The sequence below is a fragment of the Sorangium sp. So ce693 genome (assembly GCF_051521375.1).
GTDB lineage: Bacteria > Myxococcota_A > Polyangia > Polyangiales > Polyangiaceae > Sorangium > Sorangium atrum.
Map to the genome: position 1 here is coordinate 10,495,754 of NZ_CP150347.1, position 17,631 is coordinate 10,513,384.

14 protein-coding genes are annotated in these 17,631 nt (G+C 68.3%); 7 read left to right on the plus strand and 7 right to left on the minus strand.

Features of this window, described 5'->3' with window-relative positions:
* Positions 1-718: 718 nt before the first annotated feature.
* The 3 genes from rplT to WMF14_RS39085 all read right to left on the minus strand — a co-directional run bounded on the left by rplT (position 719) and on the right by WMF14_RS39085 (position 5,297).
* Positions 719-1,078: a 50S ribosomal protein L20 gene (rplT, locus tag WMF14_RS39075; protein WP_272102843.1), complete on the minus strand. Its 360-nt coding sequence runs from the start codon at positions 1,076-1,078 to the stop codon at positions 719-721.
* A 26-nt stretch (positions 1,079-1,104) separates the two neighbouring features.
* The gene (gene rpmI / locus WMF14_RS39080) at positions 1,105-1,302 is read right to left on the minus strand and encodes a 50S ribosomal protein L35 (RefSeq protein WP_012239854.1); all 198 of its coding nucleotides are present in this window, start codon (positions 1,300-1,302) and stop codon (positions 1,105-1,107) included.
* Positions 1,303-1,487: 185 nt separating this feature from the next.
* On the minus strand, positions 1,488-5,297 hold the full coding sequence (locus WMF14_RS39085) for a DUF3857 domain-containing protein (RefSeq protein ID WP_437794825.1): 3,810 nt from the start codon (positions 5,295-5,297) through the stop codon (positions 1,488-1,490).
* A 767-nt stretch (positions 5,298-6,064) separates the two neighbouring features.
* Between WMF14_RS39085 and WMF14_RS39090 the strand changes: the two genes are divergently transcribed.
* The 6 genes from WMF14_RS39090 (at position 6,065) to rimI (ending at position 11,287) form a co-directional block, all read left to right on the plus strand.
* Entirely contained in the window at positions 6,065-6,547 is a 483-nt protein-coding gene (locus WMF14_RS39090) for a roadblock/LC7 domain-containing protein (RefSeq protein WP_012239856.1), read from the plus strand.
* Positions 6,548-6,558: 11 nt separating this feature from the next.
* A complete protein-coding gene (locus WMF14_RS39095) occupies positions 6,559-7,149 on the plus strand; it encodes a GTP-binding protein (RefSeq protein WP_012239857.1) in 591 nt (196 codons plus the stop codon).
* A 438-nt stretch (positions 7,150-7,587) separates the two neighbouring features.
* Positions 7,588-8,121 carry a hypothetical protein gene (locus WMF14_RS39100; protein ID WP_437794827.1) on the plus strand — a complete coding sequence of 178 codons (534 nt, stop codon included), beginning with the start codon at positions 7,588-7,590 and terminating at the stop codon, positions 8,119-8,121.
* 99 nt (positions 8,122-8,220) lie between these two features.
* On the plus strand, positions 8,221-9,501 hold the full coding sequence (alr, locus tag WMF14_RS39105; protein ID WP_437794829.1) for an alanine racemase: 1,281 nt from the start codon (positions 8,221-8,223) through the stop codon (positions 9,499-9,501).
* A 62-nt stretch (positions 9,502-9,563) separates the two neighbouring features.
* A complete protein-coding gene (locus WMF14_RS39110; RefSeq protein ID WP_272102839.1) occupies positions 9,564-10,766 on the plus strand; it encodes a vWA domain-containing protein in 1,203 nt (400 codons plus the stop codon).
* A complete protein-coding gene (gene rimI, locus WMF14_RS39115) occupies positions 10,763-11,287 on the plus strand; it encodes a ribosomal protein S18-alanine N-acetyltransferase (protein ID WP_272102838.1) in 525 nt (174 codons plus the stop codon). The genes WMF14_RS39110 and rimI overlap by 4 nt, the downstream gene beginning before the upstream one ends.
* 15 nt (positions 11,288-11,302) lie before the next feature.
* On the opposite strand, the gene tssM is transcribed toward rimI, so the two are convergent.
* Together tssM and WMF14_RS39125 are read right to left on the minus strand one after the other, a co-directional pair.
* Positions 11,303-14,218 carry a type VI secretion system membrane subunit TssM gene (gene tssM / locus WMF14_RS39120; RefSeq protein WP_437794832.1) on the minus strand — a complete coding sequence of 972 codons (2,916 nt, stop codon included), beginning with the start codon at positions 14,216-14,218 and terminating at the stop codon, positions 11,303-11,305.
* A 93-nt stretch (positions 14,219-14,311) separates the two neighbouring features.
* On the minus strand, positions 14,312-15,004 hold the full coding sequence (locus WMF14_RS39125) for a hypothetical protein (protein ID WP_272102836.1): 693 nt from the start codon (positions 15,002-15,004) through the stop codon (positions 14,312-14,314).
* A gap of 415 nt (positions 15,005-15,419) precedes the next feature.
* Here WMF14_RS39125 and WMF14_RS39130 point away from each other — a divergent pair, with 415 nt between their 5' ends.
* A complete protein-coding gene (locus WMF14_RS39130) occupies positions 15,420-16,157 on the plus strand; it encodes a metallophosphoesterase family protein (RefSeq protein WP_272102835.1) in 738 nt (245 codons plus the stop codon).
* Between the two features lie 171 nt (positions 16,158-16,328).
* Here the strand turns inward: WMF14_RS39130 and WMF14_RS39135 are convergent, their stop codons facing one another.
* Positions 16,329-17,207 carry a class I SAM-dependent methyltransferase gene (locus WMF14_RS39135; RefSeq protein WP_437794835.1) on the minus strand — a complete coding sequence of 293 codons (879 nt, stop codon included), beginning with the start codon at positions 17,205-17,207 and terminating at the stop codon, positions 16,329-16,331.
* 117 nt (positions 17,208-17,324) lie between these two features.
* Positions 17,325-17,567 (minus strand): DNA-directed RNA polymerase subunit omega, encoded by a 243-nt coding sequence (rpoZ, locus tag WMF14_RS39140; protein WP_044966694.1) that lies wholly within the window; start codon positions 17,565-17,567, stop codon positions 17,325-17,327.
* Positions 17,568-17,631 lie beyond the last annotated feature (64 nt).

Below are 17,631 nucleotides of genomic sequence, written 5' to 3' on the forward strand. Positions count from 1 at the left end.
TCCGCGGGTCGGTGGGTCCGCCCTCGCAGCACAGGCAAGGGAATTTCGCTGCTTTTTCCAGCGTGTAGGAGTCCCGTACCTAGCCGCTGAGGCCGTTCTCTCAGTGAGCTTCGATGTTTCCTGAACCTGGGCCTCCCGATGGCAATGTCGAGCCCTCACCCGACGGACGAAGGCGGAGAAGGTTATTTTTCGCGACAGACCGCCTGGAAAGTTGGCAATTCCGGCAAATCATTCAGGCTCAGCGGAATTTATAGCTAAGTCTGTCCCTGGGAACAGGACCCGGATCGCCCCCTAGGCTGGTCAGGCCTCGGCTGGGAACGCAGAACCCCGCGAGAGACAACGCTCGATAGGCCAGCCGTCACCGGGCTGGGCTGGGTCGGGGCTTACCCTGATCGCACGATCATACGGTGCCATCGGCGGTGCGTAGCAAGTGCGCACGGAATGCACGCTGCGCATTTGCTCGGTGCCTAATTGCCTCACACTGATGACTCTGATCAGCGTCAGCGACGGCAGCCGCACGTCCTCGCCTGAGGGTTGCGCCCGAACTCTACGTTTGCGACGCAACCCGAAGGATCGCTCGCCACGGCGGCGAGTCAAATAGATGAAATGTTACGATAATCGGGCACTTGCGAGGAAACGGTCGGGGCGGCCTTGGCCGATTTCGACCGTTCCGCATCGGAATGGTCGAACGACGGGCTGAAGGCCGCCCGCTGAGCCGTCACTTCGCCGCTGAGGGCGAGGCGAGCTTCGCCACAGCACCGAACGACGCAGGATCGTGGATCGCGATCTCGGAGAGGATCTTCCGATCGAGGGCGATGCCTGCCTTCTTGAGCCCGCTGACGAGGCGGGAGTACGTCGTACCGTTGAGGCGCGCGGCAGCGTTGATCCTGGTGATCCAAAGACGACGGAAATCCCGCTTCTTGAGCTTACGGCTGATGTAGCCGTACTCCCAGGCGTGGCGGAGCACCTCGACCGCCTGGCGGAAGCGGTTCTTTCGGCCGAGGAAGTAGCCCTCGGTCTGGTTGAGGACACGGTTGCGACGGCGGCGGGCCTTGAAGCCTCTCTTTACACGCGGCATCGGTAATCTACCTCACTGCTCCAGGGTCAGCCGTAGGGAAGAAGCAGCTTGACGCGCTTCTCCATCGCCGAATCGACCATGTCGTTCTTGCGGAGACGACGCAGACGCTTCTTGCTCTTTTCCTGCATGCAGTGGTTGAGCCCGCCCTTGCTGCGGCGAATGCGGCCGGAGCCGGTCACCTTGAAGCGCTTGGCCGCGGCGCGGTTGGTCTTCATCTTCGGCATGATGCCCTCGATCCGAATGCCTATCGCTCCCGGCGGCCACCGCTCCGAACCACCGGAGAGGCTGTTCTGCGCCGCAGGGATGCGTAGAGGGGGCGCTTTATGGCGATCCAGCGTGGGGTTGTCAAGTGTCCCGGCAGCGGCTAGGGGCCCGTCGGCGCGCCGAGGGGCCGGGGGTCAGGCCGTCCTCACTTTCCGAACACCACCCGCTGACCGAAGACGCGGTCCGCCGTCTCGCAGAACGTTCGGAAGGCCATGTACTCGGACGGCTTGATCCGGGACTTCGTGAGGGAGATCTGACTGCGGACGACGATCTTCCCCGCGGACTGCTCGATCGAAAGCGAGAACTTGCCGAAGGGGGTGTCCACGTCCTCGGGCAGCGGCGCCCTGGTGACACGCCACCCGGCGGGGATCCGGAGGGTCCATTCATCCCGGCGCGTGGTGAGCGCGGGAATGATCACGTCGCGGGTGCGCGCCGAGAGGGATGCGAACTCGGTGGCGAGGCGCTGCGTGGGCACAGCCGGGACCGACAGGCTGTCGCCCTCCCTTCGAGCGAGCGCGACGGCTCTTCCTCGAGCCCGCAGCTTCGCTGGCTGCTCGATGTCCTCGAGATCGTTCACCTCGACCCCGGCCTTCCCAGGGGCCAGCTCGACCGCCCCGAAGTCCGTGGCGAGGTCACGAGCTGCGCGGTCGCGGCGCGTCCCCTCCGCCATGTAGCGGGTCCGCCACTCCGGCGCAGACGCGCCGGCCACCTGGATGTCGACCCCAAGCTGAGCTGACCCGTCAGCGCTGACCGCGATGTCGACCGTCCGGTGCACGACCGAGGCCTCCGGAGCAGGCTCCGGCAGGCGAACGAGCTTCGGCTTGCCCTCGTTGATCTGAAGCGCCATCGCGCCGCGATCCATGATGGGAAGCTCTGTCGAGCCCGAGTGCTCCGCCGTTCCGTCGAGGTAAAGGTCGAGCGACGGCACGTACGCGATCGCGTGGTCGAACGGCGCGAGGCTCGCGGGCTCCGGCTCGATGTCGCCTCGCATGCGGGTGCGCACGAGGACGATCGTCGCTGGGATGCCGATCTCGCGGAGCATCGTGACGATCAGCGTCGCCTTGTCCTTGCAGTCCCCCCAGCCGCGAGCGAGCGTCTGCGCGCACCTCCTCGGGCGAATCCCCTCGATGCCGAACTCGAGCGCCACGTAGCGCGTCTCGGTCGCGTACTTGTAAATCGCGCGGACCTTGCTCCGATCGTCGGCGAGGCCGCTCGTGATCTCGCGCACCCGCTTGCGCACCTCATCATCCACATCGAACTGCTCTCGCGCGAGGCCCCAGTACCAGGAGCCGACCTCGTCCCAGGTCTTGAAGGTCGAGACGTGGACGTGCGCGAGGATCTCGGACCAAGCGGGCATCGCCGGCTCGGGCGCAACCGGCGGCACAGAGGCGGCGGAGAAGCGGAAGATGCGCCGCTCGGCGTCCTCCTTGGTCTCGCGCACGAGGCCAGGCAGATTGGACGCGAAGACGTGGAACTGCCTCGTCTTCGGGGTGATCAGCACGTACTCGCTGCTGGCGATCGGCTCGTCCCCCTGGAGGAACTCGATCTCGCCGAAGTGATCGGCGATCTCGTTGCGGGGGCTGACGTCATCGACGCGGTAGCGCAGCTCGACCACATCGCCGGCGTTGAGCCGCGGGAAGCTGACGTAGAACGTGCGCGCCGATGTGTACATCGCGAGCGCCGGGTTGTTCGCCCCGGATTCCCCGCTCTCGATCGCCCCGTCGACCTTGCCGTCTGCTCGGTAGACCTTCGCGGCACGGAGGCTCACGGTCTGGCGATCGGCCTGGTACTCGAACGCGTACTGCCGGGCGCTCGCCGCAGCCTCGTCCGTCAGCGGCTGGAAGACGACCTGCCGGAACCGGCTCGCCAGGCCGTTCGGGAAGACGGTGGTGACCGTCAGGTTGCGCAGCGTGCGCTTGGGATACTGCCGGTCAGCGTTGCGCCGCATCGGGAGGAAGCGGTCGGGCGCCCAGGCGTAAGCCTCGTCAGCGCGCGGCTTCGGCGGCTCGATGTGCTCGATGTACTCGCGCACATCCTTCGCCTGAGGGCTGATCGCCAGGATCTGCTGCAGCATCTCCAGCTGCGCCTCTCGGTTTCCCTCCTCGCCGTAGAGGTCCGAGAGAGCGCGCAGCGTTCCGATGTCTTCCGGCGCCATGGCGAGCGCGCGCTGATGGGCCGCGAGGGCGCGGTCACCCTGGCCCAGCGCGCGGTACGTACGCGCCGCGACCGTGCGGGCCCAGACGGAGTCGGGCTCGCTGCGGAGGAAGCGCTCGATCCAGCGCTCCGCCCCGGCAGGATCGCGGCGCGCCACCGCGAGCTCGACCTGCTGGTGAAGGAAGCTCGAGTCGTCGAACCGCAGCGCGGCGTAGCGCGCCTCCATCTCGGCGGCCTCCGTGTCGCGCCCGAGCGCGCGCAGCTGCGCCGCCGAGGCGCGGAGGAGCGCGACGCTGCTCGGCTGGCGCGCGAGCGCCCGCTCCAGCGTGGCGAGCGCGGTGCGCTTCAGCCCAGCCTCCCCGTAGAGGTCCACGAGCCCGAGGACGGCCGTGACATGATCGGGATCGGAGGCGAGGATGCGCTCGTAGATCGGAGCCGCCTCCCGCCAGTTCGGGCTCGTTTGCGCGAGCCGAGCCTGCGAGAGCAGGACGTCGATGTCCTCACGACCGCCCGCGAGCGCGGCCGCGCGCTCGATCCACGCGCGCTGCTGGTTCCTGTCCTCCGAGAGCTGGCCCGCGAGCAGGTAGCGACGCACGCTCGGCTCGGCCTCGGCGGAGCGCCGCGCGAGGTCGCGCGCTCTGTGCTCCCCCTCGGCGTCACCGCCGGTGAGCATGAGGTACCGCGCGAACGCCTCCAGCATGGCGGGTGAAGGCCGAGCGGCGCTCGCGGCGCGCTCGAACGCCTGCATCGGCCCCTCGATGACAGCCGCACGCGCGGCGAGCTTCGCTCCTGAGGTTGGCCCTTCGGCCTGCGCCCGCGCCCCGCCCGCGCGCCTCGCGCCATCGGCTTCCCCCTGAGGCGCCGTGACGTGGGTTCCGATGTCGGAGGTCACATCCAGATCAAGATCCGGCGCCCCCTTCTCGTTGCCGATGCGGAGCGCGAACTTGGGCGCCGACGCACCTCCGCAGACCTTGATCGTCAGGCGGTTGTAGCCGGGCCTCAGCGTCACCGGCGCGGCGAACCGATCGATGTCGAGCTCGCGGTACCCCGGATCGGCCAGGACCTTCGCGCCGTTCCAGAACAGCTTGAACGCGCCGTCTGCCCCGACCCAGATCGAGATCGGCCGAGGAGCGCGCGTCCCGGCCTTCGCGCGGACGAACGTCGTCGCGTAGCCGCAGACGCCCTCCACCGGACGAATGAAGTCGCCGAAGTCAAACCACCCGTACTGCGGCGCCTCGGGGGGCACGCGCCACCGGACCGCGCGCGCCTTGCCGTCGTACGTCCTGCCCGCGGCCATCGGCTGCTCGAGATCTTCCTCGGGCCCGAACGCCCGCTCGAAGCCCCCCTTGTTCTCGTTGTCGAACGGTCCGATCGTCGCCCAGCGACCGATGAACCCGAGCTTCTGGATCCTCGCGACCGCTCCGTCGAGATCGCCTCGACGCCTCCGCGCGTACGCCGAGAGGAGCTCCGCATAGACCTGGGTGGGCGCGCTGGTCGCGCCAGCCTCCGCGATGGACGCGATCGCCTCCTCGACCTGCGTCGGATCCGCGCGGTCCCACGTGCGCCAGAGTTCACGTAGCGCGCCGTAGACCTCGGGGCCTCTCGCCGCGCGGACAGCCGCGTGCGCGGAGAGCACCTCGGGGTGAACCGCGCCGAGCTCCGCGCGAACATCGGCGCCGAGCGACATGGCGCACGCCAAGGCCGCCGTCCCCACGGCGAGCGCGCAGAAGGACCGCCCCCTCGCCGTCCCCTGGTTGAGCTCGATCTCACGGGGCTCGGCCCGGCTGAGCACGTCACGCATCCGAGGCGCTATCCCGTGGCCGAAGCCATCGGTCAAGCACAAGGCATGACTGCAGAGGCGCCGCACCGGCCGAGGTCAAGGGGGTGCTGCCGACGATCCGGCGGAACGTACGCCGGCAGGAGGTCGTCCCCCGAGCCGCGTTCATCAGGGCGCGCTTCATGAGCCCGCCGCGCCGCCGGCGCCGATCCCGCGAATTTTGTCTATCTTTTGCCGGGTACAGAGCCGGGGACAGAGCGACGACACACAGCGCGCCCCACAGCAGCGCCCCTGGAGGAAGGCGCAGCGCCGTCCGACCGCATTCAACTCATGAAATAGTAGTAATTTTATATATTTACCGGGCAAACCTTCCGGGCGGCCGGGGCGGACAGGCGCCTGGAAAAGGTCCGGAACCAAGGCTCCCCTGGGGGCAGGGGGAGCGAGCTCCGTCCGGGTCCGGCAAGGCTCGGCGAGGTTCGGCCATGCGATCCTCCAACTTCCAGAAAGGGCCGCCTTGCTCCGCCGCACCAGCTTCGGATAGAAACGTCCCAAGATGTACGGGAGCACGGTCGAGGAGCAGCGGCACTGCGCGCTGCGAACCGGCCATGCAAGTCCCCACGGCAGTGAGCGTCACGCCGCGAACGTGGTACCGGTGGTAAGGCAAGCCCGCGCAGCGGGAAGCCAGTTGGATGACGATGGTCGGGGACCGCACGTGCGGCGCCCGGTGATGACAAGGGCGACAGAGCCCGCAATGCCCAGGGCCCCATCGCGAGAGCGCTGGCGGAGGAACGATGGTCAACCCTCAGATGGTGATGTACGAGGAGGAATTCAATCAGATCCAGAGCGTGGTGGATCGCCTCGTCAAGGACGCCAATGCGAAGGTCGTCTTCATCGTTGACAAGAACGGGCAACTGATCGCCGCGAGCGGAGACGTCGACAACCTCGACACCACGTCGCTCGCCTCGCTGACGGCGGGGAACATCGCCGCCACGGGCGGGATGGCGAAGCTCCTCAAGGAGAACGAGTTCGCCACTCAGTTCCACGAGGGTGAAAAGGCGAACATCCACATCCAGCTGGTCGGGAACCGCGTCATCCTCGTGGTGATCTTCGACTCAAAGTCGAGCCTCGGGTTGGTGAGGCTCCGGGTGCGAAAGGCGAGCGAGGAGCTCAACCACATCTTCGAGGCGCTGCTCAAGAAGGTGCAGGAGCCGGGCGCCGACTCGCCGTTCGCCGAGATCACCGACGAGGACATCGACAACCTCTTCAACGACTAGGAGCGCGGTCGATGAGCTTCATCAATTACATGGCGCGCGAGATCAACTGCAAGATCGTCTATTACGGCCCCGGTCTCTGCGGCAAGACGACGAACCTGCAGTACATCTATGAGCGCACCAACCCGGACGCGAAGGGGAAGATGATCTCCCTCGCTACGGAGACCGACCGGACACTCTTCTTCGACTTCCTCCCGCTCGCGCTGGGCGAGATCCGCGGCTTCAAGACGCGGTTCCACCTGTACACGGTGCCGGGGCAGGTCTTCTACGACGCGAGCCGCAAGCTCATCCTGAAAGGCGTCGACGGCGTGGTCTTCGTGGCAGACTCGCAGCTCGGCCGCATCGAGGCGAACCAGGAGTCGGTGGAGAACCTCCGCACGAACCTGGCCGAGCAGGGCTACTCGCTGGACAAGATCCCGTACGTCATCCAGTACAACAAACGGGACCTGCCAGAGATCGGCACCGTCGAAGAGCTCCGCTCGCTGCTCAACCCGACGAACGTCCCCGATTTCGAGGGGGTTGCGCGGACCGGCGTCGGGGTGTTCGACACGCTCAAGGCGGTCGCGAAGCTGGTGCTGACCGAGCTGAAGAAGGGCGGCCCCTAGGTTTCAAGGGCCGGCCCAGAAGATTCGAATCGAAGAACGGCGCCGCGAGCGAGGCCGTGGTCCCGCTCGCGCTCGGTGCAGCGATCAGGCGCGCTGGTAGATGCGGTTGCGCCGGTTGCGGTTCTTCGCCTTCAGCTTGGACCGGTAGCGCTTCGACTTGGAGCGCGTGGTCTTCCGAGGACCTTTCGACAGCATGAGGAACATGAACAGGCTCCGTTGAGGCGCCCGGCGCGGAGGCGTCGTGCCGCCGCCGCCGGTGCGAAGGGGCGGCAACGTACGGCATCACAGGGCAAAGTTCAACCGGAGAGCACCTCGGCCGGGCGACCGGCAGGTTCCCGCGGCGGATAGGACAGGCCCTGGCACCGGGGCCGAGCTTTTCTGCTATCGGTGTTCTACGACGTGCGGTTCAGGACCCTTTTCTGCCTAGCCGCCGCCTCGGTGACCGCGTGCGGCGCGAGCATCAACGCGGTCTACGAGGGGGACGTACGCTTCGAGCACTGCATGGCGCTTGACTCGCTGGCCGACGTCAAGCCGACCCTGCGGCGCGCGTGCTGGGACGAGTGGCTTCAGTTCTGTACGTTCGGCCAGACGCGCGACCGCGTGGAGTACGCCACCGTGCGGGCCAGGCAGCTCAGCCACGCGAGCGATTTCGACGAAGGCGAGTGGACTCCGCCGAGCAGCCGAGCCCCTGCCGTGCCTGAGCCGACCAGCGCGCTCGCTCCGCCGCCCAGGCTCCTGACCGCCGACGTGGCCGCGACGGCGGCAGCGGAGGAGGCTCGCGCAGACCCAGACGCGAACGACGGCGGCGCTGCGCCCTCGGCGTCGAACACCGCGGAGGCTGCACCGCCGGGAGCGAAGTGCAGCGCGTCGTGCCAGACGGACTGGAAGGAATGCCAGGACGACTGCAAATCCGCCGCCTGCGAAAAAGGATGCTCCGGCAAGTACACGCGGTGCATGCGTCGCTGCTTCTGATCGACGTGGTCTGCTCTCCGCGCAGATGCCTCACCTTGTCGCACCAAGATGGCCTGGAATCTTGACCCGCGATCGAGCGTAGAGCTATCGGCGTACACGATGTCCGCTTCGCACGCGCCCAAAGAGCTCAGCAGCACGACTCCTGATCGCAACGGCACGGCGTCGCCCCTCGAGGGGCTCGGTGCGAGCGCAGGCCCCATGCGGGTGCTGCGGCCACGGCGAGCGGCGCCTGCGGACGCCGTGCGGCCGACCCGCGCCGAGGTGAACCTCGCGCACCTGCGGCACAACCTCCGCGTCCTCGAGCGAGGCCTGATCGGCGCGGAGAAGCCGCAGATCTGGGGCGTGCTCAAGGCGGACGCGTACGGCCACGGCGCGCCCGCCGTCGCACGGACGCTCGAGCGCGCCGGCATCCCCGGCCTGTGCGTCGCGTTGCTCGAGGAGGCCATCGAGCTGCGAGACGCCGGCATCCGGCTCCCTGTCCTCGTCATGGGCGGCTACTACGGCCCGCGCCGCGACGGCTTCGAGGAGATCATCGCGCGCGATCTCGTGCCCGTCGTCTACGACGCCGGCCAGATCGAGCGCCTCGCGAGCGTGGTGCGGATCGAGCAGCGCGGTCGCGTGGGCGTCCATCTCAAGGTCGACACCGGCATGGGGCGGCTCGGGGCCGCGAGCTCGGAGATCGAGGCGGTGTTCGCGACGCTCGCCAAGCACCCGGAGGTGAAGCTCGACGGGCTCATGACCCACCTCGCCTGCGCGGACGCCGACGATCTCGGCGTGACGATCGAGCAGATGCGCCTCTTCGGGGAGATCGAGCAGCGAGCGAAGAGCTTCGGCCTCACGCCGCGGGTGCGCCACGCATCGAACAGCGCGGCGATGCTGCGCCTCCCTGCGGCGCGGCTCGACATCGTCCGCCCGGGGGTCGCGCTCTTCGGAATATCGCCGTGCGCGGGGCTCGCGCCCGACCTCAAGCCGGTCATCCGGGTGCGCAGCGAGATCGTCGCGCTGCGCACGATCGCGAAGGGCGACAGGATCGGCTACGGCCACACCTGGCAAGCTTCCCGGGAGAGCGTCGTGGCCACCGTGCCGATGGGGTACGCCGACGGCCTGAGCCGCCAGCTGTCGAACCGCGGCGCCGCCCTCGTGCGCGGTCAACGCGCGCCGGTCGCGGGCGCAGTGTCGATGGATCTCACGATGCTCGACGTGACGGATGTGCCGGGAGCACGCCTGGGGGATGAGGTGGTGTTCCTCGGAGCGCAGGACGGGCCGCTCGGGCGCGGCACGATCAGCGCTGAAGAGATCGCGGGGCTCACGGGGACGATCGCCTGGGAGGTGCTGACCAGCATCTCGCGCCGCGTGCCCAGGTTCTACCGCGAGCCCTGAGCGCGCGCGGCGGCGCCGGTGCTGGCGCTGCCAGCGCGAACGGGCGTGATACGCTGCTCTCCATGAAGACGGCCGTGAAGCAGCGGGCCAGCGCCTGCGGCATGCTCTTCTGCGTCGGGGCTGTGCTCGCGCTCGGCGGCGCGGCGATGACCGCGTGCGAGGACGAGGTCGCGAAGCAGCGTCCGCGCAGCGGCATCGGTCAGGGGGCGCAGGAGCCGGAGGACGGGTTCGATCCGGACACCGAAGACCCGAGCGGACCACCGGCCGCGGATGCGGGTGGGCTCTGCGGCAACCGGATCCACCAGGTCGAGATCGCCGAAGCGCCGAACATCTACTTCGTCCTCGATGCGTCAGGCAGCATGCTCAGCCCCGCTTCCGCGAGCTCGAGCGCGACCCGATACGACCGGGTCCGTGAGGCCGCGGTCGACCTCGTGCGGAACCTGGGCCCGCTGATCAACGTCGGCGCAGCCGTGTTCCCCGTGGACGCGACCGACGAGGCGCCGTGCAGGGCAGGCGGCGAGGTGTTCGCTGTCACGCCGGGGGCTCCCTTCGCAGAGGGACAGGAGGGCACAACGACGACATCGCGGTTCCGCGCGGCGACGCGGGCCGCGCCGCTCGGCGGGACGCCTACCGCGGCGACCCTCGCGGCGCTGACGCCGAAGCTCGTCGGGCTCCCCGGAAAGACCATCGTCGTGCTCGCGACCGACGGAGGTCCGAACTGCAACAGCTCGGCGAAGTGCGACGCCGACGGGTGCATCGCCAACATCGAGCAGCAGTGCCCCGAGGAGAACTGCTGCTCGCCCTCGGGTCCCTCGGGCCCCGAAGGGTGCCTCGATCGCGACGATACGGTCGCCGCGATCGAGCTGCTCGCGGCGAGCGGGATCGATGTCTATGTCGTCGGCATCCCCGGGAGCGAGTTCTACGGCGATGTCCTCGACCAGATGGCGCTCGCCGGCGGCACGGCGCAGTTCGTCAGCCCGTTCTACTTCAAGGTGGACAACCTCGACACGCTGGGGAACGTCCTCTCGAAGATCGCCGGCATCGTCGTCTCCTGCGAGTTCGACCTGGTCGACCCGCCTCCCGAGGCGGGACAGACGAACGTCTACCTGGACGACGAGCTGGTCGCCTACGACCCGGAGAACGGCTGGCGCTGGAAGTCGCCCGCGGTGGTCGAGCTCCTCGGGGAGGCATGCACGAAGCTCAAGAGCGGGCGGGTGGGGCAAGTCCAGATCGTCTCCGGCTGTCCCACGGAGGTGGCGAGGTGAAACGCGAGGCGACGAAGCTCTCGGCCTCGCTGATCCAGCTGACGGCCGACGCTGCGGACGACGCCGCGCTCGACGAGATCGACGCGGTCGCGGCCGCGGCGTTCGACGTGCCGCAGTTCTCCGCGCGAGAAGAGCTGCGCCGCCCCTGGACGCGCTGCTGGGTCGCGCGCGAAGAGCGGCGCGCGCTCGCCTTCCTCATCGCGTGGCACGTCGCCGACGAGCTCCACGTGCTCAACGTGGCCACTTGCCCGGCCGCGCAGCGGCGCGGGCTCGCGACGGCGTTGATGAACAGGTCGCTCGAGTATGCACAGCAGCAGCAAGTGCGGCTGATCCTGCTCGAGGTGCGCCGCTCGAACCGGGCAGCGATCCGGCTCTACAGGAAGCTCGGCTTCACCGCGATGGGGGTACGCCCTCGGTACTACAGCGACAACGGCGAGGACGCGATCGAGATGGTGCTCACGCTCGATCCAGCGACCGGCGCGGTGCAGCCAGGCCGCGACGAGATCCGCATCGAGATCTGAGCTGCGCCGCGTGGCTCAGCGCGGGCCCGCGGCAGGTGCCGCCGCGGGGAAGCGAGACACCGCGGCGAGCGGCGGCAGCCGCGCCGCCACCACCTGCATCGGGGTGAGCAGCAGCGGCCGGAGCAGCGTCTTGGCCCGCTCGTCGAAGGGCTGGAGGAGCGCGTCGGCCTGTCGCGTCGCCTCGACCAACCGATCGGCCATGAGGCGCGCATCGACGTTGGGGTTCAGATCCTCGAGGCGCTGGATCTCGTCGCGAAGAGCGCTGAGCAACGAGATGTACCTCGCCAGGGGCGTGTCCGTGATCGGCGCCGAGCCGCTCGGGGCGGCCGGCACGCCGAACTCGACGGTCCGCTTGAACTCGTCCGGCACCGAGCTCGGCCGGTTTCTTATGAGCTTCACGTTGACGGGGACCTTCAGCCTCGTCTTCTGCTCGATCTTCCGCTCGAGGTACTCCTTCCCCCGCTTGGCCAGGGCCGAATCCTCGATCGCGCCGCGATCCCGCTTCCACTGCGTGTTGTCCTCGAGCGCTCGGATGATGCGGAGGTACGGGTAATCCGCCTGGGTGAGCGCCTGGTACGTCTCCTTCGCCTCCTTCAGGTTGGCCGGGACCCGCACGGTGAGGTCCGCCATCCAGTCGGTCCACTGCGCGATGTAGCTGGCGTCGTAGTCGGCCGCGAGGCCGTCCAGGTTCTTGCTGATCGAGGCCTCCTCGCCGGGCGCGAGGTCCACGACCCACCGCTCAGCCATCAAGCTATCGGCGCCGCTCTCGAGCCTCTCGAGCACCGCGAAGTGCCCCCTCTCGGTGTACGGACCGTCCACCTCCTTCCAGCGCTTCTCCTTCGCGTACAGCTTGCTGCCGATGATCTTCAGCACGGCGGGGCGGTCGGCGAACATGTCGCCGAGCGTGTGCGGAGGGTACTTGCGGTTGGCGCGGCTGTTGTCACCCGTCTCGTCGTACTTCTCCTCGATGATCGCGTTGACGAAGAAGTCGTAGTACCGCTTCCGCGGCGGCACGGCCTGGAGCGTCGCGCGCACGCTCGCGACCAGATCCTCCTTGCGCGCGATCGGCGTGACCCGCTTCTCCTTGATGAGCGTCAGGTAGTACTCGACGTGCCGATCGAGCTGCTTCTTCAGCTCGGTCTCGGTGAGGTTCGAGGTCGCCCGCAGCACCTCGGCCCAGAGCGAGGTGAACCTGTCCTTCGCCCACGCGACGTCGAGGTGCTCGACGTCGCTCAGCATCAGGTACAGCTTGAGGTCGTTCCGCTCGCGGAGGTAGTGGTCGCCCTTCGCGAGCTTGAGGCGATCCTCGAGCCGCTGCTTGCACGGGATCACGAAGCCGTTCTGGAGGCTCGCGACGTAGACGTGCACGAGCGGCGGGTACACCGTCTCGCCCTGGAACATCGTCCACCCCTTCCCGTCCGGCGGCCCCTCCTCGCGCGCCTTGTCGATCTCCTTCAGCCGGTCCAGCGCAGGCCCCAGCGCGGCGAGCTTCTCCGAGAGGGGTCGCGTGTCCTCCCATCGGAGCGCGCTGACGGTCCGCGCGTCCGCCTCCACGTCGCGCAGGAACGCGCGGTTGTTGACGAACGACACCACGCTGGGGATCGCGAGGATGACCCCGAGCGCCGCGGCCGCCGCGCTGATCGCGCCGCGGACGAGCCGCTGGCGCCGGATCTCGCTCGCGCTCCTCGCGGCGATGTCCCCGTCCGGGAAGACGACGTTCATGAAGACGTCGTGGAGGAAGTAGCTCTTCGACTCCACGTTCTGCTGCGCCGCGGCCTCGTGCGTGCGGATCCCCATCGCCTGGCCCATGCGCTGGAGGACCCGGTCGAGCGGCCTGCCCTCCTGCGTGCCGCTCGTGAAGTAGAAGCCGCGAAAGATGGGCGTCCCCTGGAACGCGTTGACCATGAAGACGGTCGAGACCAGATCGGAGAGGTTCCGCCGGATACCCGAGAACTCGAGCGGAAACTGGTAGACGCGCTCGCGCACCTCGCGGCTGCGCTCCATCACGAGCCGCTTCAGCGAGCGGCCATGGATCTGCCTCGCCAGGGCGTCGAACTCGGCGTCGAAGAGCCTCCCTGGGTGGGCCTTGTCCGCGCTCAGCTTGAGCGTCGCTCCCCACGCCTGCGCGCGGTCGCTCTTGCGCATGTCGCCGAAGAACTCCGAGAAGCCCGCGATGAGGTCGCACTTCGTGAACAGGAGGTAGACGGGCAGCACCATGTGGAGCTGCGTCATCACCTCGTCGATGCGCGCCCGGAGCTTCTTCCCCATCAGCTCGATGTGCTGCTCGCTCGCGTCGATGAGATCCGCCACGCTCACGGCGACCAGGATGCCGTTGAGCGGGCGGCGAGCGCGGTGCTTGAGGAGCATCTGCAGGAACGCGATCCACTCCTCGTGATCGTCCTGCTCCGTCGTGTAGCGCCCCGCGGTGTCGAGGAGGATCGCCTCGTTGGTGAACCACCAGTCGCAGTTGCGCGTGCCGCCGACGCCGCGCACGCCGCCGCCGTTGCTCGGGTGCGCGTACGGGAAGACGAGGCCGGAGTGCTTCAACGCCGTCGTCTTCCCCGCCCCGGGCGGGCCGATGATGACGTACCAGGGCAGCGAGTAGAGCGCGGCGTTGCCGTGCTCCTTCCCCTTGCCGAGCTTCGAGCTCTTCAGGGCGCTGATGCCGCCCTGGACCTGCCGCTGGAGCTCCTGGATCTCGGCGCGGCGCTCGGGCCGCGCGTTGAGCGCCTGCTGCGCTCCTTGCTGGACGATGGCCCGCTCAAGCGCAGAGGCGGCGCGGCGCGCGTTGATCCGGCGGTACACGAAGAGCGCGATCGCGGAGAGCGCGATGACGATGCTCGTCGCGATCGGGATCGCGGTGGGCAGGCCGAACGTGAAGCACGCCGCCCACGAGATGAGGAACAACAGCCCGAAGAGGACCCACAACACGCCAGCGACGATACCACCGGTCGCCGCTCCCGGAGCACGTCCGCGCGGCGCCGCCCAGCGAGCGTGATCTGCCGGCGCGCGGCGATCCCGGCGTCAGTCGCCGCCGCGCTCGTAGTCGCCCGGGTCGAGCGCGGCGTCGGTGTCCTCGCCGGCCGCGAGCCGACGCGAACGGATCGCGTCCACGGCGATGTCGATCACCTCGAGCCGCGTCGAGGGGGCGTAGTACTCGTTTTCCGAGACCGACGGCAGCTCCGCGAGCCTGGCCGCGACCGCCTCGCGATCGTCTTCCTGCAGCTCCAGCGCCGCCGGATCGCCGCTCAGGGAGTCCTCTGCGAGGTCCAGCGCGGCGTCGGCCCGGTGTCCGCGCGTGAGCGCCTCGCGCACGAAGAGGACGGGGCTGAAAGCGAGGTAGACCGACCCGAACTGCACCTGCCAGTAGGTCGGATCTTCGCCATCCAGGCGCCACCACGACGCGTGTCGGCGCCGGATCACCTCGCCGAAGTAAGCGCCTGCCATGTGCGCGACCATCGGCAAGGCCTCGACCCGCTCCGACGTCGCGCCGCGCGCCTGCTCGAGGTAGTGGTCGAGCAGAGGCAGGGTCTCCGGCCGATAGTCAAGCCGTACGCCGAGGGCGCGCTCCACAAACCGCACGCACCCCTCGGCGAGATCCTCCACGGTGGACGGCGGCGGCGCGACAGGTTCGACAGCTGCAGCGGACAGCGCAGACTCGGCCGGCCGCTCCGCAGAAATCGGAGAGGTCCCTGCACCGTTCTGTTTGGTATTCATGGGCTCCACGCTATTCTTCTCCGGTGCGGGTGGCCGCTCGTCAACGTGGTCGTGCTGGGAGCGCCTCGGCAAGCTCCGCAAGGACCGTGTCCGGCCCTCGACCGTCCTCTGCAGATCCCCGGGCGCAGCGTGAGCACGGGCCGTCGGAGCCAACAAATCTGACGAAACCGACAGGACCGATGAATCTGGCGGAGCCGACGGAACCGCCGGAGGCAACGGAACCGCCGGAACCAGCAGGACCGACGAACCAGCCGACACAACCAGAACGAGAACGCCAACGAGAACGCCAACGAGAACGCCAACGAGAACGAGCTAACAAAGCTCGGTGCCGGTCCAACCGGCCCGTCCGCGGATTCGGGTTTGAATTCCTAACGGAAGTCGAGGCCTTCGTGCTAAGCTCCGCCCTCGCGTCGAAATGAGACTCGGGATTTTCAGCGATACGCACGCCAACTACGAGGCGCTCAGCGCTGTGCTCGAGTCCTACCGCCACGAACGTATCGACGTTTACTACTGCCTCGGGGATACGGTCGGCTACGGCGGCTCGCCGAACGAGTGCGCCGATCTCGTCCGCAAGGTGGCCAAGAAGACGATCCTCGGCAACCACGACGCGGCCGTCGCTGGTCGGATGGACTACTCGTATTACTACGAGGCCGCCCGGCAGGCGCTCGACACCCACGCTGCGATGCTGTCCGCCGAGAACGCGGCCTGGCTCCGGAGCCTGACGTACCAGGAGAAGTTGACGGACATCAACGTCGACCTCTGCCATGGCTCACCCGTCCGGCTGGAAGAGTTCGAGTACATCTTCGCCCCGGAGCAGGCGCGCGAATGCCTCCCGATGTGGAACGAGCTCGGTCACATCACGCTGATCGGCCACTCCCATCTCTGCAAGGTGTTCGCGCTCACACCGAACAGCGTCGAGGAGCTCCCCGCGGTGGACTTCCAGCTCGAGCAGGGTCGCAAGTACATCGTGAGCGTCGGCTCGGTGGGACAGCCGCGGGACTACGACAACCGCGCGAGCTACACGGTCTACGACAGCGACACGAAGCGCTTCGAGTTCAAGCGCGTCGAGTACGACATCGAGACGGCGGCGGAGAAGGTGCTGCGCGCCAAGCTCGAGCGCAACTTCGCTCATCGCCTCTACATCGGGGTCTGAGACTCCAGGCAACGGCCGCATCTGGCGCGACCTCGGTGCCGCAGGACCAGGGGCACACGCGCGCTGGTGCGCGGATACGTCGCGCATGGCCCGATATCGACCTGGCGCCGCCACAGGGCGGCCCGAGGCGCAGCAGGATCCGGGCGTTCGAAAGCCGGTGCCGCGCGCCCTTCAGCGGCCCCCTTCATTTCCAGGGCGGCGGGCCCGACCAGAACGGCGTGGCCGGCAATGATAGAGCAGCATGCTCGTCTGGTTGTCGGGCGGCTCCGCGGAAAAATCGCTGCGAAGCGCCGTGACCTCGAAGCCGTTGTAGTGGAGCAGGGCTTCGAGCTCCTGCGGGTAGAACTGACGATGGGCGAGCGGCGTCATCCAGCGCTCGCCGCCGTCGACGGGCGAGAACTCCATGGAAACGAACAGGATCTGCCGGACCTTGTCGTAGTCGAACCGCTCCGTGTACCGGACGAACTCGCCAGGGCCATCCTTCGCGGGGTACCGGAACCGCGGCGTGGCATAGGCGCGATCCGGATCTCGCGCGAGCTCCGCCGGCTCGGGCATGGAAACGTCGAAGACGAGCTCGCCCTTCGGCGTCAGATGCTCGCGCGCTCGCGCGAGGAATCGCTCCACGTCCACGCGCGTGTACAGGTGCAAGAAGGCGTTGAACGGGCAGATCACGAGCGGAAAGCGGCGCCCTAGCCGCAGCGCCCGCATGTCGCCCCGCCGGAGGCTCACGCGAGAGGAGACATCGCGCGGCTCGCGTCCAAGCTGCGCGCGCAGATCGCCGAGCATCGGCGCCGACAGGTCCACGCCGGTGATCTGGACCCCCGCCCTCGCGACAGGCAGCGTGATCCGTCCGTTGCCGCAGCCGTACTCGAGCACTGGCCCCGCCGACGCGATGGCGAGGTCGACGTAGTAGCGGACGTCATCCTTCCGGCGCGCGTACGTCTTCGCGTAGTACGCCGGATCCTCGTAGTGGGCCGACGTCCCAGCCTCGAGCTCCGGATCGCGACGCTGGCCGGAGCCCGAAACATGCGCCGGCCGCTTCGTGGCCATCCCGCTCATGCGAGGCAACAGATCAGGCAGAGCGCTGGCACGGTGACGGGAGCGAGCTGCGGAACGGAGCCCCGACGGAGGCGCGCATCACCGGACGCGCGCCCTTCCGGTGCGGCATCAGCGCTGGCCGCCAGCGTTCATCTGCTGGAGCCACTCGGAGACGACCTCGTGGGAGCTCCGGTGGAAGTGCACCTTGCCCGCCGCGATCTCTCGGAGGCTGGTCACGGCAGGCTTGTTCTTCGTCTTCACGAGAGCGTCCGAGCCCTTCATGAGCTGCCGCGTCCGGTTGGCCGCGAGCACGACGAGAGCAAAACGGTTTTCCTCGCGCTCGAGGCAGTCTTCCACAGTCACACGCGCCATAGGGGGGCCGAGAGTAGCTCCCCACCCCGGCAAGCGCAAGGTACATGCCGCACCGGCGGTCCTG

Bases quoted from the DNA above. Each gene is read 5' to 3' on its own strand.
- WMF14_RS39135 (WP_437794835.1), bottom strand. From the start codon at position 17,207: ATGGCCACGAAGCGGCCGGCGCATGTTTCGGGCTCCGGCCAGCGTCGC.
- WMF14_RS39125 (WP_272102836.1), bottom strand. From the start codon at position 15,004: ATGAATACCAAACAGAACGGTGCAGGGACCTCTCCGATTTCTGCGGAG.
- rpoZ (WP_044966694.1), bottom strand. From the start codon at position 17,567: ATGGCGCGTGTGACTGTGGAAGACTGCCTCGAGCGCGAGGAAAACCGT.
- WMF14_RS39130 (WP_272102835.1), top strand. From the start codon at position 15,420: ATGAGACTCGGGATTTTCAGCGATACGCACGCCAACTACGAGGCGCTC.
- WMF14_RS39085 (WP_437794825.1), bottom strand. From the start codon at position 5,297: ATGCGTGACGTGCTCAGCCGGGCCGAGCCCCGTGAGATCGAGCTCAAC.
- rpmI (WP_012239854.1), bottom strand. From the start codon at position 1,302: ATGCCGAAGATGAAGACCAACCGCGCCGCGGCCAAGCGCTTCAAGGTG.
- rplT (WP_272102843.1), bottom strand. From the start codon at position 1,078: ATGCCGCGTGTAAAGAGAGGCTTCAAGGCCCGCCGCCGTCGCAACCGT.
- WMF14_RS39110 (WP_272102839.1), top strand. From the start codon at position 9,564: ATGAAGACGGCCGTGAAGCAGCGGGCCAGCGCCTGCGGCATGCTCTTC.
- alr (WP_437794829.1), top strand. From the start codon at position 8,221: ATGTCCGCTTCGCACGCGCCCAAAGAGCTCAGCAGCACGACTCCTGAT.
- WMF14_RS39095 (WP_012239857.1), top strand. From the start codon at position 6,559: ATGAGCTTCATCAATTACATGGCGCGCGAGATCAACTGCAAGATCGTC.
- WMF14_RS39090 (WP_012239856.1), top strand. From the start codon at position 6,065: ATGGTCAACCCTCAGATGGTGATGTACGAGGAGGAATTCAATCAGATC.